Origin of the sequence: Streptomyces chromofuscus (genome assembly GCF_015160875.1) — a bacterium.
Lineage (GTDB): Bacteria > Actinomycetota > Actinomycetes > Streptomycetales > Streptomycetaceae > Streptomyces > Streptomyces chromofuscus.
Map to the genome: position 1 here is coordinate 3,656,480 of NZ_CP063374.1, position 23,154 is coordinate 3,679,633.

The 23,154-nt window shown below is 74.1% G+C and carries 20 protein-coding genes and 2 pseudogenes; 10 read left to right on the top strand and 12 right to left on the bottom strand.

All coding sequences use genetic code 11. From position 1 onward, the window contains the following. Positions 1–58 precede the first annotated feature (58 nt). From IPT68_RS16355 to IPT68_RS16365, 3 genes are all read right to left on the bottom strand, one after another. Positions 59–931 carry a calcium-binding protein gene (locus IPT68_RS16355; RefSeq protein WP_189700275.1) on the bottom strand — a complete coding sequence of 291 codons (873 nt, stop codon included), beginning with the start codon at positions 929–931 and terminating at the stop codon, positions 59–61. Positions 932–1,147: 216 nt separating this feature from the next. Continuing rightward, positions 1,148–4,261, bottom strand: a complete 3,114-nt coding sequence (locus IPT68_RS16360; RefSeq protein ID WP_189700276.1) for a sacsin N-terminal ATP-binding-like domain-containing protein — start codon at positions 4,259–4,261, stop codon at positions 1,148–1,150. 813 nt (positions 4,262–5,074) lie between these two features. Further along, positions 5,075–6,001, bottom strand: a complete 927-nt coding sequence (locus IPT68_RS16365) for a DUF3027 domain-containing protein (protein WP_189700277.1) — start codon at positions 5,999–6,001, stop codon at positions 5,075–5,077. 303 nt (positions 6,002–6,304) lie between these two features. Here IPT68_RS16365 and IPT68_RS16370 point away from each other — a divergent pair, with 303 nt between their 5' ends. From IPT68_RS16370 to IPT68_RS16385, 4 genes are all read left to right on the top strand, one after another. Next, entirely contained in the window at positions 6,305–7,729 is a 1,425-nt protein-coding gene (locus IPT68_RS16370) for an MFS transporter (RefSeq protein WP_189700278.1), read from the top strand. 80 nt (positions 7,730–7,809) lie between these two features. Continuing rightward, a complete protein-coding gene (locus tag IPT68_RS16375; protein WP_189700350.1) occupies positions 7,810–8,277 on the top strand; it encodes a DUF2771 domain-containing protein in 468 nt (155 codons plus the stop codon). Beyond that, positions 8,247–9,008: a futalosine hydrolase gene (locus IPT68_RS16380; protein WP_189700279.1), complete on the top strand. Its 762-nt coding sequence runs from the start codon at positions 8,247–8,249 to the stop codon at positions 9,006–9,008. The genes IPT68_RS16375 and IPT68_RS16380 overlap by 31 nt, the downstream gene beginning before the upstream one ends. Next, positions 9,005–9,847 carry a 1,4-dihydroxy-6-naphthoate synthase gene (locus IPT68_RS16385; protein ID WP_189700280.1) on the top strand — a complete coding sequence of 281 codons (843 nt, stop codon included), beginning with the start codon at positions 9,005–9,007 and terminating at the stop codon, positions 9,845–9,847. The genes IPT68_RS16380 and IPT68_RS16385 overlap by 4 nt, the downstream gene beginning before the upstream one ends. Before the next feature lie 21 nt (positions 9,848–9,868). Here IPT68_RS16385 and IPT68_RS34825 read toward each other — a convergent pair whose 3' ends face one another. From IPT68_RS34825 to IPT68_RS35210, 3 genes and pseudogenes are all read right to left on the bottom strand, one after another. Then, positions 9,869–10,252 (bottom strand): cold-shock protein, encoded by a 384-nt coding sequence (locus IPT68_RS34825; RefSeq protein ID WP_129798464.1) that lies wholly within the window; start codon positions 10,250–10,252, stop codon positions 9,869–9,871. A gap of 159 nt (positions 10,253–10,411) precedes the next feature. Then, positions 10,412–10,465 carry a hypothetical protein gene (locus IPT68_RS35005; protein WP_373300687.1) on the bottom strand — a complete coding sequence of 18 codons (54 nt, stop codon included), beginning with the start codon at positions 10,463–10,465 and terminating at the stop codon, positions 10,412–10,414. A gap of 110 nt (positions 10,466–10,575) precedes the next feature. Beyond that, a pseudogene (locus IPT68_RS35210) lies at positions 10,576–10,647 on the bottom strand (hypothetical protein); the annotation flags it as partial. Between the two features lie 120 nt (positions 10,648–10,767). Here IPT68_RS35210 and IPT68_RS16400 point away from each other — a divergent pair. Then, entirely contained in the window at positions 10,768–11,019 is a 252-nt protein-coding gene (locus IPT68_RS16400) for a hypothetical protein (RefSeq protein ID WP_189700281.1), read from the top strand. Here the strand turns inward: IPT68_RS16400 and IPT68_RS16405 are convergent. From IPT68_RS16405 to IPT68_RS16415, 3 genes are all read right to left on the bottom strand, one after another. Beyond that, positions 10,995–11,630: an HAD family hydrolase gene (locus IPT68_RS16405; protein WP_189700282.1), complete on the bottom strand. Its 636-nt coding sequence runs from the start codon at positions 11,628–11,630 to the stop codon at positions 10,995–10,997. The two genes, IPT68_RS16400 and IPT68_RS16405, sit on opposite strands and share 25 nt — an antisense overlap. A 184-nt stretch (positions 11,631–11,814) precedes the next feature. Next, entirely contained in the window at positions 11,815–12,837 is a 1,023-nt protein-coding gene (locus IPT68_RS16410; RefSeq protein WP_189700283.1) for a hypothetical protein, read from the bottom strand. A 77-nt stretch (positions 12,838–12,914) separates the two neighbouring features. Then, positions 12,915–13,139, bottom strand: coding sequence for a type 2 periplasmic-binding domain-containing protein (locus IPT68_RS16415; protein WP_189700284.1), 225 nt, complete (start codon positions 13,137–13,139; stop codon positions 12,915–12,917). A 143-nt stretch (positions 13,140–13,282) separates the two neighbouring features. Between IPT68_RS16415 and IPT68_RS16420 the strand changes: the two genes are divergently transcribed. The 3 genes from IPT68_RS16420 to IPT68_RS16425 all read left to right on the top strand — a co-directional run bounded on the left by IPT68_RS16420 (position 13,283) and on the right by IPT68_RS16425 (position 16,549). After that, the gene (locus IPT68_RS16420; RefSeq protein WP_189700285.1) at positions 13,283–15,910 is read left to right on the top strand and encodes a helicase C-terminal domain-containing protein; all 2,628 of its coding nucleotides are present in this window, start codon (positions 13,283–13,285) and stop codon (positions 15,908–15,910) included. Positions 15,911–16,103: 193 nt separating this feature from the next. Continuing rightward, complete coding sequence (locus IPT68_RS34620) at positions 16,104–16,232, top strand: hypothetical protein (protein WP_265583980.1); 129 nt, start codon at positions 16,104–16,106, stop codon at positions 16,230–16,232. 86 nt (positions 16,233–16,318) lie between these two features. Continuing rightward, a complete protein-coding gene (locus tag IPT68_RS16425; protein WP_189700286.1) occupies positions 16,319–16,549 on the top strand; it encodes a hypothetical protein in 231 nt (76 codons plus the stop codon). On the opposite strand, the gene istB is transcribed toward IPT68_RS16425, so the two are convergent. Further along, positions 16,527–17,744 (bottom strand): IS21-like element helper ATPase IstB, encoded by a 1,218-nt coding sequence (gene istB / locus IPT68_RS34835; protein WP_189700287.1) that lies wholly within the window; start codon positions 17,742–17,744, stop codon positions 16,527–16,529. The two genes, IPT68_RS16425 and istB, sit on opposite strands and share 23 nt — an antisense overlap. Positions 17,745–17,794: 50 nt before the next feature. On the opposite strand from istB, the gene IPT68_RS16435 reads away from it, so the two are divergent. Continuing rightward, positions 17,795–19,438: a DNA repair helicase XPB gene (locus tag IPT68_RS16435; RefSeq protein ID WP_189700288.1), complete on the top strand. Its 1,644-nt coding sequence runs from the start codon at positions 17,795–17,797 to the stop codon at positions 19,436–19,438. A 20-nt stretch (positions 19,439–19,458) separates the two neighbouring features. On the opposite strand, the pseudogene IPT68_RS16440 reads toward IPT68_RS16435, so the two are convergent. Further along, positions 19,459–20,550: pseudogene (locus tag IPT68_RS16440) on the bottom strand (glycosyltransferase 87 family protein); the annotation flags it as partial. Positions 20,551–20,567: 17 nt separating this feature from the next. Further along, a complete protein-coding gene (locus tag IPT68_RS16445) occupies positions 20,568–20,753 on the bottom strand; it encodes a hypothetical protein (protein ID WP_189700289.1) in 186 nt (61 codons plus the stop codon). A 267-nt stretch (positions 20,754–21,020) separates the two neighbouring features. On the opposite strand from IPT68_RS16445, the gene IPT68_RS16450 reads away from it, so the two are divergent. Beyond that, positions 21,021–23,066, top strand: a complete 2,046-nt coding sequence (locus IPT68_RS16450; protein ID WP_189700290.1) for a HelD family protein — start codon at positions 21,021–21,023, stop codon at positions 23,064–23,066. The last annotated feature ends 88 nt before the right edge of the window (positions 23,067–23,154 follow it).

A 23,154-nucleotide genomic window follows, 5' to 3' on the forward strand; every position in this document is an offset into this window, starting at 1 on the left:
CGGTGCGGAGAACGGGACCGGCCCCGGACGGCTTCCGGGGCCGGTGGAGCGGCGTCGGCTACTTCACGTCGACGTAGTCACCGGCGGCGACGGCCGCGCCGGTGCTCGGGATGCCCGCGTAGTTGAAGCGCCAGTAGCCGTCGTAGTAGGCCCTGTTGGTGGTCTTCAGCGCGCCGCCCGTGGCGGACGTGATGCCCTTGACGTTGGCGTAGCTCGTGGGGCCGGCCTTGCGGAACTGCAGGGCCACCTTCTGGCCGCTGAAGCCGACGTACTTGCGGGCCGCCCAGTCGGCACGGGTCAGCTTGCCGCTGACGGTGAGGGTGCCGCCCTTGACCACGGGCTCCGGGGAGGCGTTGACCGTCAGCACCGAGAAGCGCTGGACCTTGTGGGTGTTGTAGAAGTCGGTGTAGAAGAACTCACCGTCGTTGGCCTGGACACCGACGGCGACGTGCCAGGTGCCGGCGAGGATGTTGGCGTACAGGTCGCCCACCCCCTCGTTGTTCAGCCCGGCCGTGGCGGTGATGCTGAGCTTGCAGGTCGACGTGGTGGCGCTGTTGGCCGTGCACGAGGCGACCTCCTCGTTCGGCGGCAGCCAGCCGTCGAGGTCGAGCGCCGGGTCGGTGCCGTGCCACAGGTCGAGGTAGGCGTCCGCGATGCCGCTCGGGTGGCTGGCCTGCACGTACACGTTGAACGTCTTGGTGCCGGTGCCGACGACGACGTTCTTGGCGTTGTTCACCGTCACCTTGGTGACGGTGGGCGCCGCCGCCGTGGTGACCTGGGAGGTCGGCTTGGCGGTGGAGGAGCCGAAGCGCTCGGCGACGCTCGGCCGGTCAAGGTCGGGACCCTGCGCGTCGGCCTGCGCGAGCGGTGCGGTGAGGGCGGACAGGGCCAGGGCGCCGGAGACGGCGGCCACAGTGGCTCGTATACGCATGCGTTCCCCATGAGGAGAGGGGCCTCGCTGCCCTTCGTTCCTTGCGCGGCTCGTGAGCGCGGCGAGACCCGAGCGATCGTGGAGTCTGTTGACTCACGCGATCAGACCCGCGCCTTTCCTCAAAGGTTGTACGACGTGTGAAGGAGGCACGCGGAACCCTTCACCTCCGTGGCGCATGCCCCAGGAACCGCCGGGTCGGCGGCACGAGGTCCGTGCTCAGTCGAACCACCGGTCGCGCGCCAACTCCTGCGTCCGCGACGGGTCCTCCAGCAGTGCCGCCACCTCGAACCGTCGTGGCCACTGGCCCGCCGCCCAGGCCAGGCCCGCCGCGACGCCCTCCAGGGTCGCGGCGTGCAGGACGCCGTCGTTCGTCAGCCGCCAGTCGATCTCCACGCCGTCCACGACGAGTTCCTCGTGCTCGACGTACGTGTCCGGGGTCCGCGACCCCAGCAGCACCCGCACCGCCTCCGGCACGTCGTGCTCGGTGCCCTCGGAGTCGACCCCGCCGGTGACGGACTCGCTCAGCCGCCGTACCTGGAACAGCTCCGCCAGATCGGCCGCCCGGTCCGGCGGCACCGGCAGCAGGGGCACGCCCTCGGTGAAGGGCAGCAGGTCGGGCGAGTCGACGACCACCGCGCCGGCCGCGTCCACGACCTCGACCCGGCCGTCGACGACCGCGCGCAGCTCGTCCGGGAGCGTCACCCGCTCGGGGTCCAGCTCTGCCAACGCGCCGTACAGCGCGTGCAGTTGCGCCCCGGTGACCGGCCGGTCGGGGTCGGCGAGCCGGTCCAGCAGCTCGGCCGCGCCGCCCGGCTCGTCGAGGAGGGCCGCCACCGAGGTGCGCACGCCGAGGGCCCACAGGACCTGCTCGTCGTCGAAACCGGTCGCGTCGGCCTCGTCGTACAGGCCGCGCAGCAGCGGGTCGCCGCCGGAGGCGAGCAGACCGGCGGGGCGGCGGCCGTCCAGCACCGGGTGCCCGCGCAGCCACCAGGCCGTGTACGGCCGTACGACCTCGTGCGTGCCGTCGGGGAGCAGGATCCGCACCGGCTGGGTGAGCGCGTCCCGCAGCGGGGGCCGGGCGAGCAGGGCCAGGGCCTGCGGCCACTTGTCGTCGTCCACGAGGTCCAGGTCCCGTACGGCGACCAGCTCGGTGGCGACCGGCGGCACCGGCGAGTCGGGGAAGCGGTCGAGGATGTCCTCGCACCACACGTCCACCGCGTCCAGCAGGCCGGGGTCGTCCGGCTCGGCGTAGTCGCCTTCGCGGGGCTCCAGTTCGTCCGGGTCGAGGACGACGTCCGTGGCCCGGACGAGGGCGAAGCCGGCCAGCACGCCGCAGGCGGCCAGCGGCTGTTCGCCGAAGCGGTCGACCAACTCGGTGTCCACCGCCGCTAGTTCACCCTCACGCATGACCTGCGCGAAGGGACTGCCCGGGAGGACCAGCTCCCCGGCGGGCGCCGGCTCCCCCTCCTCGTCGGGGAGGGCCAGGGCGCCGAGCCACGGCTCGTCACCGGGTTCGAGACCGGCGTCGCGGACCAGGGAGAGGACGGTGTCCGCCAGTTCCTCGGCGTCCAGGGTGTCCTCCTCCCAGGACGTCCCGCCCTCGTCGTCGAGGGAGGCGGCGACGGCGGCACGCACCTGCGGCGTGGTGAGGACCGCGCGGGGCGTCGCGGGCAGCGCGCCCAGCTTCTCCAGCAGCGGGTGCGCGGCGTCCGGGTGGGCGACCTTGAGGCCGAGCCGGGCGAGCGTCTCGGGCTCGATGCGGGCCGTGTCGGCGGTGGGCAGCAGTACCTGTCGGGGCCCGATGCTGGTCCGGCCCTCGGCGAGCGGCACGGGCAGGCCGGTGAGCCGGTCGGGGTCGACGCCCGCGAGGCTGTCGTACAGCCGCCACCACCAGCCGGGTTCCTTCTCCAGCCCGGCCAGCCGGTCGACGGCGTCGCTCAGGCGCACCCGGGCGACGCCCAGCGTCCGCAGCTCCACCCGGCGTTCCAGCCCGGCGGGCAGCAGGGTGGGCAGCACCTCGGCGAGCACGCGCACGGTCTCGGCGCCGGCGCCCTCCACCACCTCGGCGTCGCGCGGCCGCAGCGACTCGGGCAGGTCCTCGTCGGGGCCCGTACCGGCCGGAGGCAGGAAGGAGGTGCGCGGCAGCCGCTGAAGGATCGCCTGCCGCAGCGCCCCGTCCAGCTCGCCCTTGCCCAGCGGTCCGGGCACGAGGTCGATGATCCCCTCGGTCACCGGCCGCCAGCCGGCGAGCAGTTCGGCGTAGGCGTCGGCGGCCTTCTCGACCAGGAAGCCGGTCAGCGGGCCGGGCGCGGCGTGCCGCCGGGTGGTGTCCAGCGGGAAGGACGCGATGAGCAGGGCGGGCACGCCGAGGGGCTCGTCGCTGGGGGTGGGGGCGTGCACGACGGGGCTGGTGCGCGGGCGTGCGGGGGCGCCGTCGTCGTCCACGGGCACGGCCCAGGTGACCGACCAGTGCGGGCGCAGCCGCTCCTCGACCGGCCGGTCGGCGAGCAGTTCGGGCGAGAGCAGGCCGTGCGCGGCGGCGGTGCGCCAGCGGGTGGCGCCGTCCCGCGAGTCCTCCACGACGGTCAGCGCGTCCTCGGCCCTGCGGCGCAGGGTGCGGGGCGCGTCCGCGCCGATCTCGACGACGACCTCCTCCAGTCCCGGCAGGGTGAGCAGCAGGGCGTCGTCGACGGCGTGCAGGAGGCGCTCGGCGAGGTCGGCGGCGGCCGTGTCGCGCAGGGGGAGGATGACGACGGTGTCGTACGGGTCCGGCGCGGTGCCCTCGGCGGCGAACGGCAACCGCAGCAGGGGTACGTGACCGTCCCGGCGGCGGATCTCGTCGCCCAGGCCGGGACTGTGCCGCGCGGTCTCGGCGGCCAGGTCACGGGCCTCGGCGAGGGACCAGCGGACACCGCCGTGCCGGCCGACGACGGCGGGCTCGTCGGTGACGGAGAGCACGGCCGCGAAGCCGACGCCGAACCGGCCGATCGACGGGGTGTCCCGCTTGGCGGAGGCCCGCAGCGTGGCCAGCGACTCGACGCCGGCCGCGTCCAGCGGGGCGCCGGTGTTGGCGGCGGCCAGGACCCCGTCGCGGAGGGTGAGACGCAGCCGGCCGGGCACGCCGGCGCGGGCGGCCGCGTCGGCGGCGTTCTGGGCCAGCTCGACGACGAGCCGGTCCCGGTAGCCGCCGAGTACGAGGTCCTCCTCGGCGTTGGCGTCCTCGCGGAACCGCGCCGGGCTGGTGGCCCACGCGTCCAGCACCCCGCGCCGCAGACGGGCGGTCCCGAACGGATCGGCTCCCTCGGCCGCCGGCCGCACGAACTTGCTCACGGTTCACTCTCCTCATCGCCGTGAGGAGAAGGTATCGCGAGCACGCGACGACGGTGGCTTCGCCGTCTCGGCGGGACCGCTTCGCCCGACGGCGCCGCTCAGCACCGCCCGAGCCGACCCGTCATCCCCGCCACAGCCCCTTCGGACCACGCCGGCCCGCCGTCACAGGACGCGGTCGCCGCCCACCGCACGTCCAGCCCGCCCGGCGTTCGCGGACGATGCCGGAGGCAGGGGCAGGGGCAGGGCCGCACCCCCGGGGACGGGGCCCACGCGCGACACACACGCTACGAACGCCCCAAACGCCGCCACACCGCCGGCCCGCCGACGTTCGAAGACGAGGCCGGAGGCCGACGGGGGTCCGGGAGCGCGCCCCCGGGGACGGCAACCCCCACCGCAGTCCGAACGCCTACGAAAGCCCCGGACGCCGCCACCCACCCCACTCCGCAGCCCGCCCGGCGTACGCATACGAGGCCGGAGGCCGACGGACGAGGGATCCGGGAGCGCGGCCCCGGGGGACGGCAACCCCCACCGCAGTCCGAACGCCTACGAAAGCCCCGGACGCCGCCACCCACCCCACTCCGCAGCCCGCCCGGCGTACGCATACGAGGCCGGAGGCCGACGGACGAGGGATCCGGGGCGCAGCCCCGGGGGACGGCAACCCCCACCGCAGTCCGAACGCCTACGAAAGCCCCGGACGCCGCCACCCACCCCACTCCGCAGCCCGCCCGGCGTACGCATACGAGGCCGGAGGCCGACGGACGAGGGGTCCGGGGGCGCGGCCCCGGGCACAGCGCCCCCAGCGCGTCCGCGCGCCTACGAATGCCCCAACTCGGCGGCCGACTCGTCGGAGACGTCCGGCACGGAGCCCGAATCCCGCGCCGGCCGCAGGGGGAACGGATCCACCCGCGTCTCGTCGATCACCGGCGGAGCCGGCTGCGGCGGCTTCGGCATGACCGCCGCCTCGGAGTGCCCGCCGCACCCGTACGTCAGCGACACCACCCGGCCGTCGGCCGGCGAGAACTCGTTCGCGCAGACCCCGAAGGCCTGCCCCAGCGAGCCCCCGATCGGCGCCAGGAAGCCGCACGACACGCACGCCGCGGGAGCCGCCTGCGCCATCGGCGTCTTCGCCCCGAACGCCTCCTCCCAGCGGTCGGCGGCCACGTGCAGCCCGTACCGCGACAGCACCCGGGCCCGCCGCATGCCCAGTTCCTCCGCGACCGCCGCGATGGAGCCGCGCGTGGGAGCGGTCGGCAGCGTGGCCGGCGGTCCGGCGGTGACCTCCGCGTCCTCGGCCTCGACCAGCTCCGCCATGTCCGCGGAGACCGCGGAGTTCGGCGGCGGCTCCTCCTCGCCGGACCAGCCCGGCTCCAGCCGCAGGTCCTCGGCGTCCGTGGGCAGCAGATCGCCCGGCCCCATGTCGCCGGGCCGCAGCCGCTCGCTCCACGGCACCCACTCCGGCGCCAGCAGCGCGTCCGGGCCGGGCAGCAGCACGACCTCGTCCAGTGTCACGACCTTCGCGCGCGACGCGCGGGCCACGGTCACGGCCCAGCGCCAGCCGCGGTACCCGAGCTCCTTGCACTCGAAGAAGTGCGTGACAACGCGATCGCCCTCGGAGGCGACCTCGACGTGCTCCCCGACGACGCCGGGCGCGGCGGCCTCCTCGGCCGCGGCGCGGGCTAGGTCGACGGCCTCGGCGCACAGGCGGTCGGGGGTGCGGCTTCGCGTTGTCGCTGCGCTCACAGGTATCGCTTCTCTCCTACGCCGTCTCTCAGTGCGCCTGCCGGAAGGCGACGGGGCGGACGGAGCGGACCTGGGGACCGCGTCGACGTCCGCGCCCTGTCGCGCTCGGGCGCACCTGTGTGTCATCCATTCTGCGGGATGGCCGGAAGGCGCGCGGCCGAGAACGTTCGCCACGGCGCGCTACGCACGCTACCCCTTCACCGCCGCTGGGCCTACACCGACGGGACATGATCGCCACGAAGCGCGCGTCCATACGCGCCGGAACCGCACTACCGACGCCCATCTCGGGGCACTATGAACGTCGTGGCAACCGCAAGGTCGCCCCAGGGCACCTCCGGGACGGGTGGGGTCAAGGGGAACAACCGACGCGGCGGAGCCGACCGCACGGGCGGCCGGCTCCGCCCGATCGCGCGTGCCCTGCACTTCCCGGTGACCGGAACCGCCCGCGGCATCCGCAAGGCCACGCACGCGCACGGCGCCGGCGAGTCCGGCCTCGGCAAGCTGATCGAACTGCACGCGGTGAACGGCGCCGGCGACGTCATGATCACCATCGCGCTGGCCTCCACCGTCTTCTTCTCGGTCCCCACCGACGAGGCCCGCGGCCGCGTCGCCCTCTACCTCGCGATCACCATGGCGCCGTTCACCCTCCTCGCGCCCGTGATCGGCCCCCTCCTCGACCGTGTGCCGCACGGCCGGCGGGCGGCGATGGCCGGCGCGATGCTGGCCCGGGCGCTGCTCGCGCTGGTGCTGTCCGGAGCGGTGATCACCGGCGGCATCGAGCTGTACCCGGCGGCGCTCGGTGTGCTGGTCGCGTCCAAGGCGTACGGCGTGGTCAGAAGCGCGGTCGTGCCCCGTCTGCTCCCACCCCGCTTCTCCCTGGTGAAGGCCAACTCCCGGGTCACCCTCGGCGGCCTGCTCGCCACCGGTGTGGCCGCGCCGATCGGGGCGGGACTGCAGGTCCTCGGTCCGCGCTGGCCGCTGTACGGCGCTTTCGTGATCTTCGTCGCCGGCACGGTGCTCTCCTTCTCCCTGCCGCACAAGGTCGACTCGGCCAAGGGCGAGGACACGGCGCTGCTCGCGGCGGACGAGGCGCATCTGCACGGCCCGCACCGCAAGCCGGTCAAACGCCCGGGCCTGCGCACGGTCGGCATCGCGGTCACGCACGCCCTGGCCGTCAACGCGGCGATCCGCTGCCTGGCCGGGTTCCTGATCTTCTTCCTGGCGTTCCTGCTGCGCGAGCATCCGCTGAGCGGGCAGAGCGCGGCGGTGTCGCTGGGCATGGTGGCGGTCGCGGCCGGCGTGGGCAACGCGCTCGGCACGGCGGTCGGGGCGTGGCTGAAGGCACGGGCCCCGGAGATGATCATCGTGACGGTCGTCGCGGTCGAGCTGGCGGTCGCGGTGACGGCGGCGCTGTTCTTCAGCGCGTTCCTGGTCGCGTGCCTGGCAGCGGTCGCCGGGTTCGCGCAGGCGCTGGCCAAGCTGTCGCTGGACGCGCTGATCCAGCGGGACGTGCCCGAGCTGGTGCGCACCTCGGCGTTCGCGCGCTCGGAAACGCTGCTGCAGATGTCCTGGGTGCTCGGCGGCGCGATCGGCATCGCCCTGCCGCTGAACGGCACCCTGGGCATGTCGGTGGCCGCCACCGTACTGGCCGCCGGCTGGCTGACCACCGTGCGCGGCCTGCTCGGCTCCGCCCGCCACGGCGGCCGTACCCGTCCGCGGGTGGCCTGACACGCGGCACGCCCCGCACCCCGCATGGGAAGGGGACTGGACGTGCCCGATAGCCTTCGGCCATGACCATGCAATCCGCTGTGCGACGCCGCCGCGCCGTCGCCGCCGCCGGCGCCGTTTCCGCCGGACTGCTCGTCCTGTCGGCCTGCGAGAAGCCGACGCCCATGGCCACCGTCACCGTCGGCAGCTCCTCGGTCAGCGCCGAGGCCACCTGCGGCGGCGAGGGCGACGTCCTCAAGCCCGCGGACCTCACCAAGTGCCTGCAGAACGAGGACATCAAGTCGATCAGCGTCGGCCAGGACGAGACCATCGGCTTCGGCGTCGACCCCGAGGTCGCCGACGAGCGCTGGACGATCCTCTTGAACGGTCAGCCGGTGACCGACGACAGCGACAAGACCTACCGCACGATCCCGGGCAACGCGTTCTTCAACGCCCAGTACGGCGCACAGGGCGACACCACCCTGGTCTCCATCAAGGCGGGCGACGGCAAGAAGGACAGCCAGGCGGTCACCGGCCTGTGGTCCTTCAAGCTCAAGAAGGAAGACTGACCACGTCCCCCGCAGGGTCCGTCCCACACGTCCTCGTAGCCACCGCCGTCCCCGCCGAACGGGACGCGGTGGCGCAGGCGTTCCCGGGAGCCGCCACCGAGGTCCCGCTCCCCGGCGAGGGCGCCGTCCTGCACCGCCTTCCGGCCGGCCCCGACCTGCTAGCCGCCGGCGTGGGCCCGGCCCTGGCCGCCGCCCGCGCCGCGAGCGCCCTCACCGCCGCGGCCCTGCACGGCAGGCCCTACACGCTGGTCGTGAGCGCCGGCATCGCGGGCGGCTTCGCCCCGGAGGCGCCCGTCGGCTCGCTCGTCGTCGCCGACGAGATCACGGCCGCCGATCTCGGCGCCGAGACCGCCGAAGGCTTCGTTCCAGTCACCGAGCTGGGCTTCGGGACCGTCACCCACCGTCCACCGGAAGCACTCGTACGGGACGCCGCGACCGCCACCGGGGCCCGCCCCGGCACGGTCCTGACCGTGTCCACGGTGACCGGCACCGCCGCCCGCGCCGCCGCCCTGCGCGCCCGCCACCCCCGCGCCCTCGCCGAGGCCATGGAGGGCTTCGGCGTCGCCGAGGCCGCCGCCGCGCACGGCACGCCCGTGCTGGAGCTGCGCGCGGTCTCCAACCCGGTCGGCCCGCGCGACCGCGCCGCCTGGCGGATCGGCGCGGCGCTCGGGGCGCTGACGGACGGCTTCGGGAAGCTCGCGCCCGTACTGGAGAGTTGGAGACCGGCATGAGCCGTCTGCACATCGCGTACTCCCCCTGCCCCAACGACACCTTCGTCTTCGACGCCCTCGCCCACGGCCGGGTGCCCGGCGCGCCGGGACTCGACGTGACCTTCGCGGACATCGACGTCACCAACGGCATGGCCGAGCGGGGCGAGCTGGACGTGCTGAAGGTGTCGTACGCCGTGCTGCCGTACGTCCTCGGCACCTACACCCTGCTGCCGTGCGGCGGCGCGCTGGGCCGGGGCTGCGGCCCGCTGGTGCTGACCCGGGAGCCCGGTGTCGACCTGACCGGACGCACGGTCGCGGTGCCGAGCGAGAGGTCGACGGCCTACCTGCTGTTCCGCCTGTGGTCCGCCGACACGCTGCCCGGCGGGGTCGGCGAGATCGTGGTGATGCCGTTCCACGAGATCATGCCGGCGGTGCGGGACGGGAAGGTCGACGCGGGCCTGGTCATCCACGAGGCGCGCTTCACGTACCAGAACTACGGCCTGCACAAGCTGGCCGACATGGGCGAGCACTGGGAGCGCGCCACCGGGCTGCCGATCCCGCTGGGCGCGATCATCGCCAAGCGGTCGCTGGGCGCGGAGACCCTGACGCGGCTCGCGGACGCCGTCCGCACCTCCGTGCGGCTGGCCTGGGAGAACCCCGAGGCGTCCCGGCCGTACGTCATGGAACACGCCCAGGAGATGGACCCGGCCGTCGCCGACCAGCACATCGGGCTGTACGTCAACGAATTCACCGCGGGTCTGGGCGAGGACGGCTATGCGGCGGTACGCGGGCTGCTCACACGTGCGGCGGCCGAGGGGCTGGTGCCGCCCCTCGGCCCGGATGCGCTGGATTTCCCGTAGAAACGGGGGATGTCAGGGCCTTTACACGTCGAGCTGGTCGGCGACCGCCCGGAGCAGACCTGCGATCTTCTTGCCGGAGGCCTTGTCGGGATAACGGCCCTTTTCGAGCATCGGGGTGATGTTCTCCAGGAGCGTGGTCAGGTCCTGCACGATGGAGGCCAGCTCGTCCGGCTTCTTGCGCTGGGCCGCCGCGACCGACGGGGTCGGGTCCAGGAGGGTGACGGAGAGGGCCTGGTCGCCGCGCTGCCCGGCGACGACTCCGAACTCCACGCGCTGTCCCGGCTTGAGCGTCTCGACTCCGGCGGGGAGAACCGAGGAATGGACGAAGACGTCACCGCCGTCGTCACGGGAGAGAAAGCCGAAGCCCTTCTCGCTGTTGAACCACTTGACCTTGCCAGTCGGCAAAGCACACGCTCCCTCGATCGCTCCCGGACTGGCCGGACACCCTTGATCTGCCGTTGAGACACCCTACCGGGGGTCTCTCCACCGGAACACGCCTTAAAACGACACCGAGCCCCTGCCCGTGTCGGCAGAGGCTCTCCGTGGTGGGGGAAGTGTGAAGGGCTACCCGATGTGCCGGTGGAGAGTCGCGCGGGAGACTCCAAGAGCCTTGGCCATGGAAGAGATGCTCCCCCCTTGGCCTGACGAGCCTTGGCCACAGTCGGCACGTCCTCAGCGATGACAGAGGGACGGCCCAGCCGGTCAAGCTTCCACACACAGAGGGTGTCTCCCTCTCGCATGGAGTCGAGAGCGCCAAGGAGACCAGGGCGCTCCGCGTTCCTGTGCGTGAGTACGCGCATTCACGCGACCGCGTATACGCGAGGACAAGGCATCCGGGAGGTAGCACAGACTCTTGGTCTTCAGGCCGGCGACAAGACGTCGCCCGGTTGTTCCTTCGCGCTGGGAACTACCCTGGTCCGGTGCGTGACAAAACCCAACCGAATCCCGCCGGGCCCGGTGACCGGCTGATCCGTGGCGGCGCCGTCGTCTTCATCGTCGGGGCCGTGGCCACCCTGGTCACGGTGGCTCCGCTGTTCCTCGGAACGACGCCTTTTCCGACGTACATGTTCGGATTGAGCATGCTCATGGGGGTCGGTTTCCTCATCGCCGCAGCCGGGGTGCTCCGCGCGATCGCGGCGGGGCGGCGTCAGGCGCGCGGCGCGTCGAGATAGGCCGAGAGCCACGCCGGGAACTCACCCAGGCCGGTGAGGACGACGTCCGCGCCGGCCTGCCGCAGCTCCTCGGCGTCGCACGGGCCGGTCGCCACCGTCACCGACAGCGCGTCCGCCGCGCGGGCGCCGCGGACGTCGCCGGTGTGGTCGCCGACGTACACACCGGCGCCGTACTCGCGCAGCGCCGCCGCCTTCGCCTCCGCCCACAGGTCGCCGACCACCGCGTCCGGCTCCAGGCCGAGGTGGGCGAGGTGCAGCTTGGCGTTGGGCTCGTACTTGGCGGTGACCACGACGGTCCGTCCGCCGGCCGCGCGCACGGCCGCCACGGCCTCGTGCGCGCCGGCCATGGCGGGCGTGGCCGATATGGCGATCGTCGGGTACATCGCCCGGTAGACGTCGGCCACCGCGGGGACCTCGTCCGCCGGGAACCAGTGCCGCAGCTCCTGCTCCAGCGGCGGCCCCAGCCGGGTGATCGCGAGGTCGGCGTCGATGTACGTCCCGGTCCGTTCGGCCAGCGCCAGGTAGCAGGCGTGGATGCCGGGGCGGGAGTCGATGAGCGTCATGTCGAGATCGAAGCCGACGGTCAGCGGGCGCGAGGTCATGCGGGCCATTGTGCCGAGTGAGCCCACGGCCGGGTGAACGGGGTGCGAAGTGCGCTCCCGCACCCCGGGGCCGAGGGCGGCCGTCGTCCGTGCCGGGGCTCGGTGCCCGCAGGGGCGCGAGGACCGCGCGACGACCGGCCACGACGGCGCCGCGGAGGACGGGACGGCCCCCTCGCGGCTTCCGGCGCCCCGCTCAGCCCTTCCTCTGGGACCGCCACACCAGGAACAGCGCCGACGCCACCGCCGCGCCCCGCACCACCCAGGGCCAGGTCTCGGCGAGGGCGTCGTTCATGTGGCCCTCGGCGACGGGGGCGCCCCAGCGGCCGTCGAGCCTGCCCCACAGCCAGACGAAACCGGCGGCGACCGCGGCGCCGGGCAGGATCATCACCGCCCACTTCATCTCCCACCTGGTCAGACGGCGGGAGGCGTAGGCGATGAGCCAGCCGACGGCGAGCGGGAGCAGGTTGCCGAGCACGGCGCCGGCGACCAGCAGTGCGGCGGCGAGCAGCAGGAGGGGGTTGTTCCAGGTGCCCGGTGGCGACAGGAGCCGGCGGCGCGCGGCGGCCGGGTCGGCGTCGGGTTCCGCGGCGATGTCCGGTTCGGCCCGGGCGGCCTGGACGGCGGCCGGAGCGGGCGGCGTGTCCTTCTGCTCCTCCGGGGGTTTCAGCAGCTCCGGGATCTCCACGCCCCCGACGAACCCGGGCACGCTGTCGCCGACGCCGAAGGGGCTGCTGTCCACCCGCCACCAGTCGGGCTGGGTGGCGGCGTCCCCGAGCTCGTGCTCGCCCGCGCGGTGCGGCGGGGCCGGGGCGTCGGCGCGCGGCGGCGCCTGCGGCTCGGCGGGCCGGGGCCGCGGCACGACCCGGCGCAGTCCCCGGCTCCTTCGCTGCGGCTCCTTCTCCCGCGCCTGCCCCGCCTGCCGCGTCTCCCGCCTCTCCGGCTGCGCGGGCACGGCGGCGGCCGGCGGCTGCACCGCACCGCCGCTCGCACCGTCCCCGGCCGCGTCGACCACCTCGTCCGGGCTGCCGATGCGGGCGAGGATGCGGCGGACGGCGGCGGGGCTGTCGACGACGGCCCTGGCGCGGCGCCGGTCGATCTCGTCGCGCAGCTGGGAGACCAGGCGCATGCGGGTGGCGGAGGGCAGCTGACGCTGCTGGGCCACGTCACCGACACGGCTCAGATACTCGTAGACGACCTTGTCGCTCTCGATCCCCACGCTGTCCCCTCCGGGGCGGTGTGCCGGCTTCCCCGTTCCGCACGACGTTAGCGCAGGGCGGGACGCCCGACGCCACGTCAGGTGGGCTCGCGGGCGAGCGGGTTCGGCGTCTGGGCACAGCTCGGGCTGCCGTTCGTGCGGAGGATGTCCTGGCCGATCCGGCCGGCGAGGAAGCGCAGGAAGGCCGCGGCGACGGAACCGGCCGGCGGCTCGCCGCAGGTGTGGGCGAACTCGGTCTGCCAGGAGGGGTGCGTGCCGTCCTCCACCACGTCCGTCGACGCCTTCTCGCTGTCGATCCGCACGGGCGTCGGCCTCGCAGCGTCCGTGGGTCCCGGCCGCCGCGGCCGTCTCGGAAACGTTCCGTTCGCCTGATGTGTGTCTGATACACAGGCTCGGGCACCGGCAGGCGGCCCCGCCGGACCGCCGACCCGCTACCGTTGGCCGGATGAGCACCGAGGACAAGCCGGTGGCCCCGCGGTCCCTCGCGGAGGCGCTGCGGGCGCGGGACGACGACTCGCTGGCCGCGCTCCTGCGCGGGCGGCCCGACCTCATCACGCCCGTCCCCACCGACCTCACCCAGCTCGCCACCCGCGCCGGCACCCGCGCCTCGGTGGTCCGCGCCCTGGAGCGGCTGGACCGCTTCGCACTGCAGACGGCCGAGGCGCTGGCCGTGGCGGCCGATCCGGCGACGTACGGGGAACTGCTCGGGCTGATGGCCGGCGACGACGGCGATCCCCTCGTCACCGCGGCCCTGCCGCACGCCCTCGGCACGCTGCGCGAACAGGCCCTCGTGTGGGGCCCGGACGACCGGCTGCGCCTGGTGCGCACCGCCCGTGAGCTGCTCGCCCCGTCGCCGCAGCACCCCTCCCCGACCGGGCTGGGCCCGGGCGTCCAGGAGGCGACGGCGGGCATGTCGCCGGGCCGGATCCAGGAACTCGTCACGGCCGCCGGGCTGCCCTCCACGCACGACGCCGTCTCCGCGGCGACGGCGCTCACCGCGCTGTTCACCGACCGCGCCCGGATGTCCGCGCTGCTGGACAAGGCCCCGGCCGAGTCGGTGGAGGTGCTGGAGCGGCTGGTGTGGGGGCCGCCGTACGGGCAGGTCACCGCCGACCCGGCACCGCGGCTGCGCTGGCTGCTGGACCGCGGGCTGCTGCTGCCGACGGCGCCCGGCACGGTCGTGCTCCCCCGTGAGGTCGCCCTGCACCTGAGAGGCGGCCGGGCCCACCGCGCGCCCGAGCCGGTGCCGCCGCCCGTGGAGGCGTCGGCCACGCACCGTCCGCAGGTGGTGGACGCCACGGCGGCCGGGCAGGCGTACACCGCGCTGGCCACCGTCGAGGAGCTGCTGAAGGACTGGGACGAGGGCGGCCCGGCGGTACTGCGGGCGGGCGGGCTGAGCGTGCGCGACCTGAAGCGGACCGCCGTCGCGCTCGACGTGTCCGAACCGGTCGCCGCCTTCTGGGTGGAGCTGGCCTACGCGGCCGGCCTGATCGCCTCCGACGGCGAGGCCGACGAGCGCTACGCGGCGACCCCGGCCTGCGACGAGTGGCTGGAGCAGCCCGCCGCCCGGCGCTGGACGCGGCTGGCGGAGGCATGGCTGACGGCGACCCGGACGGCCGGGCTGGTGGGCGGCCGGGACGCGAAGGACCGCTCACTGGCCGCGCTGGGCCCGGGACTGGACCGGTCGGCCGCTCCGGAGGTTCGGCACCGGGTGCTGAGCCTGCTGGCGGAGCTGCCCGAGGGTGCGGCGCCGGTGGCGGAGTCGGTGCTGGCGCGGCTGCGCTGGGAGCGGCCCCTGCGGCGGGAGCCGCAGCGGGACGCCCAGCGGGAGCCGCAGCGGGACGCCCAGCGGGAGCAGCAGCGGGACACCGGCCCGGACGCCGAGCTGCGGATCCGGCTCGCGCGGTGGGCGCTGTCCGAGGCCGAGCTGCTCGGGGTGACCGGGCGGGGGGCGCTCTCGGCGCACGGGCGGGCACTGCTGGGAGCTCCCGCTCCGGCGCACGCGCCCGCCGACGAGCCGGAAGGTCCCGGCGACAAGCTCCCCGTGCGCCCCCAGGCCCTCGGCCACGTTCGCGCGGCGAGGCACCCCGTCCATCCCACCGCGCCCCTGGAATCCCTCACCCCCGCCGAGCAGTCCGTCGCCTCCGCCACGGCCGCCCGGCTGCTCGACCCGCTGCTGCCGGAGCCGCTGGACCACGTCCTGCTCCAGGCCGACCTGACGGCGGTGGCGCCGGGCCCGTTGCAGCGGCACCTGGCCGACACGCTGGACGTGCTCGCCGACGTGGAGTCCAAGGGCGGAGCGACCGTGTACCGCTTCACGCCCGCCTCCGTACGCCGCGCCCTGGACGCCGGGCGCACCGCCTCCGACCTGCACGCCTTCCTCACCGAGCACTCCCGTACGCCGGTCCCGCAGCCGCTGGCCTACCTCATCGACGACGTGGCCCGCCGGCACGGGCACCTCCGCGTCGGCGCGGCCTCGGCGTACGTGCGCTGCGACGACGACGCGCTGCTCAACGAGATCCTCGCCGACAAGCGGTCCGCCGGACTGCGGCTGCGCCGCCTCGCGCCGACCGTGCTGGCCGCGCAGAGCGACCCGGCGACCCTGCTGGAGGGGCTGCGCGCCATGGGGTTCGCGCCCGCCGCCGAGTCCGCCGAGGGCGATGTGCTGATCACGCGCGCGCACGCCCACCGCACCCCGCCGCGCACCCCGCCCGAGCCGGTGCCGGACGGCCCGCCCGCGCCCGACGCCACGCTGCTGGCGGCCGCGATCCGCGCGATCCGGGCGGGCGACCTGGCGTCGACGGCGCCCCGGAAGTCCCCCTCGCCCGCCTCCGGCGGCGCCCTGCCGCGCACCGGCTCCGCCGAGACCCTCGCCACCATGCAGGCCGCCGTCCTGACCGGCCAGGCCCTGTGGATCGGATACGTCAACGCCGAGGGCACCGCCAGTCAGCGGGTGATCGCGCCGGTGCGGGTGGAGGGCGGCTTCGTGACGGCGTACGACCACACCGCGGACGAGGTGCGCACGTACCCGCTGCACCGGATCACGGGAGTGGCGGAGCTGGCGGAGGAGTAGCCGCGGGCTCGCCTCACCCGTCCGGGCGTACGCCCGGGTTCATGCACGCCACGCCGGACACTTCCCACCCATGAGGGAGCTTGGGGCATGTCCCGCATCGCGGTGCCGGGGGCCGGGCAGCCACGGGGTGTCCTGATCAAGCCCGAGCCGCCCCCAGGGAGTTCGGGCGAGCACATCCGAAAGGAAACCCCTCATGCGAGCTGCCCGTCGTGTCGCCGCCGTGCTGACCGCCACCGCCGTGATGCTCGGCGCCCTCACCACCCAGGCCGCCGCCATCGCCATCGACGTCGCCGGCCTGGTCCTGGAGACGCCGCAGATCTGACCGCACCCCCGCACGCCCCGTCGGGCCGGTCCCCGCGTCCCGGGCCCGGCCCGCCCGCCCGACCCCCGGAAAGGCCCCGCGTCCCCATGCGTTCCAAGCTCCCCCTGCGCGCCCACTGCGCCATCGCCGTCTCCGCCGCGGCGGCGGTGACGGCGGCGGCCCTCGTGGTCGCGCTCGCGCCCGAGGCCTCGGCGGCGCCCGCCGCGCCGCTGCCCCTGCCGGTCGCGCAGGCCGGAGGCGAGCCGCTCGTCAACATCGACGGGCACGTCTTCGCCCAGCCGCTGGTCAACAACCTCACTCTGCCCACTCCGAAGTAGGCCGGCGCATCCGGTAGCTGTCCCCTTCGAGACGCACGATCTCGGCGTGGTGGGCCAGCCGGTCCACCATCGCCGACGCGGCGGCCCCGCCGAACACCTCGTCCCAGCGCGCCGGCGGGCGGTCGCCGGTCACGATCAGCGAGCCGCGCTCGTAGCGGTGCGCGACCAGCCGGAAGAACAGCTGCGAGGTGTCGGCGTCGAAGGGCAGATAGCCGACCTCGTCGACGATCAGCAGCGGGTAGCCGTCGAGGCGGCGCAGTTCCTCGCCGAGCCGGCCGTCCGCCTGCGCCTTCGCCAGCCGCGCCGCCCACTCGCCCGCGGTCGCGAACAGCACCCGGTGACCGGCCTGGCAGGCGCGCACGCCGAGGGCGATGGCCAGGTGCGTCTTGCCGGTGCCGGGCGGGCCGACGAACACGACGTTGCGGCGGGCGGCGACGAAGTCCAGCTTGCCGAGCCGCGCCATGGCCTCCCGGTCGAAGGACCGCAGGTGCTCGGCGTCGAAGTCCTCCAGCAGCTTGCGCGCGGGGAAGCCCGCGGCGCGCAGCCGCTCGTCGGCGCTCGGCGCCTGCTCCCGCTGGGCCGGGATCACGGCCCTGGCGGGCGGATCGCCCTCGGCGGCGTGCTGCTCGGGCCGGTGCGGGGACTCATGGGCCCGCTCGGCCTGGGCGGCCATCGGTCCCGACATGTAGGCCAGGATCGCCGCCGACACGATGAACGCCATGTGGATCACCGTGCCCCACAGCAGGGAGTGCCGGGAGGTGTGGTGCACATCCACGAACATCTGCAGCAGGTGCACCGACGAGATGCCCACGATGGCGGTGGCGAGCTTCACCTTCAGCACGTTGGAGTTCACGTGCGACAGCCATTCCGGCTGGTCGCGGTGGCCCTGGAGGCCGATGCGGGAGACGAACGTCTCGTAGCCGCCGACGATCACCATGATCAGCAGGTTGGCGATCATGACGACGTCGACGAGTTTGAGCACCGCGAGCATGACGTAGGTCTCGGTCGCCTGCCCGGTGACGCACCGGAGGATTAACGTCCACAGCTCGTTGAAGAACTTGTAGACGTACACCCCCTGGGCGGCGACGAGGCCGAAGTACAGCGGAGCCTGGAGCCAGCGCGTGGCGAACAGCGCGTAACCGAGCGTGGTGGTGGGCGGGGACGGGGCACGAGTGATGTCCTGCACGGTCTGCACAACGATCAGGCACACTGGATGTTTGGCCCGCGCGGAAGGAACGTACGTACGTGAACGGTCCACTCATCGTCCAGTCCGACAAAACGCTGCTCCTGGAAGTCGACCACGAGCGTGCCGACGACTGCCGCCGGGCGATCGCGCCGTTCGCGGAACTGGAGCGGGCGCCCGAGCACATCCACACCTACCGCGTGACGCCGCTCGGGCTGTGGAACGCGCGCGCCGCCGGGCACGACGCGGAGCAGGTGGTGGACGCGCTCGTGCAGTACAGCCGCTACCCGGTGCCGCACGCGCTGCTCGTGGACATCGCCGACACGATGGACCGGTACGGGCGGCTGACGCTCAGCAAGCACCCGGCGCACGGGCTGGTGCTCACCACCACCGACCGGCCGGTGCTGGAGGAGGTGCTGCGCTCCAAGCGAATCGCTCCGCTGGTCGGCGCCCGCATCGACCCGGACACCGTGGCCGTGCACCCCTCCGAGCGCGGGCAGATCAAGCAGGTGCTGCTGAAGCTGGGCTGGCCGGCCGAGGACCTCGCCGGGTACGTCGACGGCGAGGCGCACCCGATCGAGCTGGACGAGGACGGGTGGGCGCTGAGGCCCTACCAGAAGCAGGCCGTGGAGAACTTCTGGCACGGCGGCTCCGGCGTCGTCGTCCTGCCCTGCGGGGCCGGCAAGACGCTGGTCGGCGCCGGGTCCATGGCCCAGGCGAAGTCCACGACGCTGATCCTGGTGACCAACACGGTCTCGGCCCGGCAGTGGAAGCACGAGCTGGTGAAGCGGACCTCGCTGACCGAGGACGAGATCGGCGAGTACAGCGGCACGCGCAAGGAGATCCGGCCGGTCACCATCGCGACGTACCAGGTGCTGACGACGAAGCGGAAGGGTGTCTATCCGCATCTGGAGCTGTTCGACTCCCGTGACTGGGGGCTCATCGTCTACGACGAGGTGCATCTGCTGCCCGCGCCGGTCTTCAAGTTCACGGCCGACCTCCAGGCCCGGCGACGGCTGGGGCTGACCGCGACGCTGGTCCGCGAGGACGGCCGGGAGTCGGACGTGTTCTCGCTGATCGGACCGAAGCGGTTCGACGCGCCGTGGAAGGAGATCGAGGCGCAGGGCTACATCGCGCCCGCCGACTGCGTGGAGGTCCGGGTCAATCTCACGGACTCCGAGCGGCTGGCGTACGCGACGGCGGAGCCCGAGGAGAAGTACCGCTTCTGCTCGACCACCGAGACCAAGCGCAAGGTGACGGAGGCCATCGTGCGCCGGTTCGCCGGGCAGCAGATCCTCGTCATCGGGCAGTACATCGACCAGCTGGACGAGCTGGGCGAGCACCTCGGGGCGCCGGTGATCAAGGGCGAGACGTCCAACGCCCAGCGCGAGAAGCTGTTCGACGCCTTCCGCGAGGGCGAGATCAGCGTCCTGGTCGTCTCCAAGGTCGCCAACTTCTCCATCGACCTGCCGGAGGCGACGGTCGCCGTCCAGGTGTCCGGGACGTTCGGGTCGCGGCAGGAGGAGGCCCAGCGGCTCGGACGTGTGCTGCGGCCGAAGGCCGACGGCCACCAGGCCCACTTCTACTCGGTGGTCGCCCGCGACACACTCGACCAGGACTTCGCGGCCCACCGCCAGCGGTTCCTGGCGGAGCAGGGGTACGCGTACCGGATCATGGACGCGGACGAGCTGCTCGCGGGGAGCTGACGCCGCAGCCGCGTCCCCAGGGCCGCCGACGTCAGCGCCGCCAGGGCCAGCAGCGGGTAGGGCGAGGCCAGGGGCTGCTGCCACCAGGGCAGCCGGAGGTCCAGATCGCCCTGGTGCGGCACGAGCCACATGGTGCGCGCCGTGCACAGAAACGTCACGGCGAGCGCCGTGACGGTGCGGCCGTCCACCAACAGCACGGCGATGAGGGGCACGCACCAGACCCAGTGGTGGGACCAGCTGATCGGCGAGACCAGCAGCGCGGTGACGGCCGTCAGGAGCAGGGCGTGGCGGTCGTCCGGCACGCGGTGGACCAGCCACAGCGCGGCGGCCGCGACCAGGACGGCGGGCGCCGCCCAGGCGGCACCCGGCACGGGGTCGCCCAGGGTGCGGGCGATCAGGCCCTGCAGGGACTGGTTGTCGATGATCCAGGGCTTGCCCACCCGGTCGGTCTCGTACAGGCGGCGCAGCCAGAAGTCCGCGCTGGCGGCGGGCAGGGCCAGCGCACCGAGGACGACGGTCGCCCCGAAGGCGGCCGTCGCGGTGCCGGCCTCCCGGCGGCGGCCGCGCAGCAGCAGGTACACGACGAAGACGGCCGGCGTGAGCTTGATCCCGGCGGCGATGCCCACGGCCACGCCCTTGCCCGGGGCGCCGGGCGGGCGGGTGAGGTCCCACAGGACGAGGCACGCGAGGGCGAGGTTGATCTGACCGTAGAGGAAGGTCTGGAAGACCGGCTCCAGCCAGAGGGCGAGGGCGGTCGCCGCGCACAGGGCCGGAAGACGCAGGGGGCGGCCGGCGAGTCGGGCGGAGAGGTGGACCAGGCAGGCGGTGAGCAGGGCGTTGGCCGCGAGGAAGCCGGCCTTGAGGGCCGCCACGGGGAGCCAGGCTGCGGGGGTGAACAGGAGCGCGGCGAAGGGGGGATAGGTGGCGGGCAGGCGCCAGCGGGTGACGGTGAAGCCGTAGAGGTCATGGCCGTTCAGGACGGCCGCGCCCTCCGCCCGGTACACCAGGGCGTCGGCCATCGGCGGGCGTTGGACGACGCACAGGGCGGCGAGGGCCGCGACGGAGACGGCGAGGAGTGTCGCGGCAGCCGCCGAGCGTGGTCGTCTCGTCACGCAGTGACACTAGACGCTCACTTGCGGCGGACGCCCGCCTCCTCGCCGTACTCACCGAGGATGATCACGTCGAACGCGGCGCCCGCGAACACCCGCACGGCGCGCAGTGCTTCGCCGAGGCGATGACGGTGGCTGCCGGTGAGGGCGGTGGCGCCGGACGGGCGGGGCGGGGCGGGGGCCGGGTGGAAGGTCGCTGCACTCATGGGTCCATGGTGGGTTTCGCACCGTATGGACGGCATCGGTCTCGGGACCGAACCCGTGCCGTCTCCGGGTAGCCCTCCGGAGGGAGCCGTGGCCCTGCGGAAGGAGGGGCCCGTCCCCCAGGGGTGCCGGGTGGGAAATGCGTTGGTGCGTTCCGGGCCGCTCACCTAGAATCTCCGCTCTTGCCCGCCTCCCCCGGGGAGTGCCGCCGCCCGGACGGAAACCGGGGGCATCCCTCACCACACCCGTAGCTCTCCGGAGGCACCGCCGTGTCCACGCCCGCCGACGATCCGCTCGCCCGTGAGCGCTCCCACCTCGCCGCGTCCCGTGCCGCGCTGCGGGCCATGCGGGAGGACGTCGAGTCGCTCGACATCAGCGACGTCACCGCCAACTGGGTCAACGCCCAGATCCTGGAACGCCAGATCGGCGAGCGCATCAAGGCCCTCGCCGACCTCAGCGACACACCGCTGTTCTTCGGCCGGCTGGACTACCTGCACGCTCCCGGCGCCGAGCGGGCCGAGGGGGCGGAGGGCGAGAACTTCTACATCGGGCGCCGGCACGTGCACGACGCGGACGGCGACCCGATGGTCATCGACTGGCGCGCGCCGGTCTCGCAGCCGTTCTACCGGGCGTCCAAGAAGGACCCGATGGACATCGGGCTGCGCCGCCGCTTCGGTTACGTCGGCGGCGAGTTGACGGCGTACGAGGACGAGCACCTGTCCGACCCGGCGGAGGCGGCGCGGACCAGCAGGCTGCTCCAGCAGGAGATCGAGCGCCCGCGTGTCGGCCCGATGCGCGACATCGTCGCCACGATCCAGCCGGAGCAGGACGAGATCGTCCGCAGCGGGCTGGGCGGCACGGTGTGCGTGCAGGGCGGTCCCGGCACCGGCAAGACGGCGGTGGGCCTGCATCGCGTGGCCTACCTCCTCTACGCCCATCGCGACCGGCTGGCCCGCACGGGCACCCTGGTGATCGGCCCGAACCGCTCCTTCCTGCACTACATCGAGCAGGTGCTCCCGGCACTGGGCGAGTTGACGGTCCGGCAGGCGACGGTCGACGACCTGGTGGCGCACGTGGAGGTGCGGGGCGCGGACGACGCGGCGGCGGCACTCGTCAAGGGGGACGCGCGGATGGCGGAGGTGCTCCGCCGGGCGCTGTACGCCCACGTGACCCCGCCGACGGAGCCGGTCGTCGTGGTGCGCGGGTCGCGCCGGTGGCGGGTGCCGGCGTACGAGGTCGAGGAGATCGTGCGGGAGTTGCTGGACCGGGGCATCCGGTACGGCGCCGCCCGCGAGGCCCTGCCGCAGCGGATCGCGCACGCCGTGCTGGTGCAGATGGAGCGCTCGGGCGAGGCGCCGGACGACCGGGTGCAGGACGCGGTGGCCCGCAACGGCGCCGTGAAGGCGGCCGTCAAGGCGATCTGGCCGGTCGTCGACCCGGCGAAGCTGGTGCTGCGGCTGCTGACCGACGCGGACTTCCTCGCCGGGCACGCGGAGGGCGTGCTGAGCGAGGACGAGCAGAAGACGATCCTCTGGGCGAAGGCGGTGCGGTCGGTGAAGTCGGCCAGGTGGTCGGCGGCGGACGCGGTGCTGATCGACGAGGCGCGGGACCTGGTCGACCGCACGCCGTCCCTCGGCCATGTCGTCCTCGACGAGGCGCAGGACCTGTCCCCGATGCAGTACCGGGCGGTCGGCCGCCGCTGCACCACCGGCTCCGCGACGGTGCTGGGGGACCTGGCGCAGGGCACCACGCCGTGGGCGACGCGCGGTTGGCGGGAGGCGCTCGCGCACCTGGGCAAGGACGACGCGGTGATCGAGGAACTGACGGCGGGTTTCCGCGTCCCGACCGACGTCATCACCTACGCCTCCCGCCTGCTGCCGCACATCGCGCCGGGCCTGGCGCCGGTGGCGTCGGTGCGGGAGAACCCCGGCTCGTTCGAGGTGCGGCGGGTGTCGGGCGACGCGGACGTGGTGGCGGCCTGCGCGGAAGCGCTCACCCACGAGGGCTCGATCGGCCTGATCGCGGCGGACGCCCGGATCCCGGCCCTGGCGGAGGCGCTCGGGTCGGCGGGGATCGGCCATCTGGCCCCCGGTGAGGAGACCTCGCACGAGACGCGGCTGACGCTGGTCCCGGCCTCCCTGGCCAAGGGTCTGGAGTACGACTACGTGGTCCTGGACGAGCCCCGGGCGATCGTCGACGCCGAGCCGGACGAACGCACGGGCCTGCGCCGCCTGTACGTGGCACTGACCCGGGCCGTGTCCGGCCTCACGGTCACGCACGGGGCGCCGCTGCCGGAGCAGTTGAACGGGGCCTGAGCCGTCCGACGGGGCCGGCCGTCACCACGCGGGCACGCGCGCGGGCCGGCCCGGCCGCGTAGGGCGATGACCGAACGCGGTGACGCCG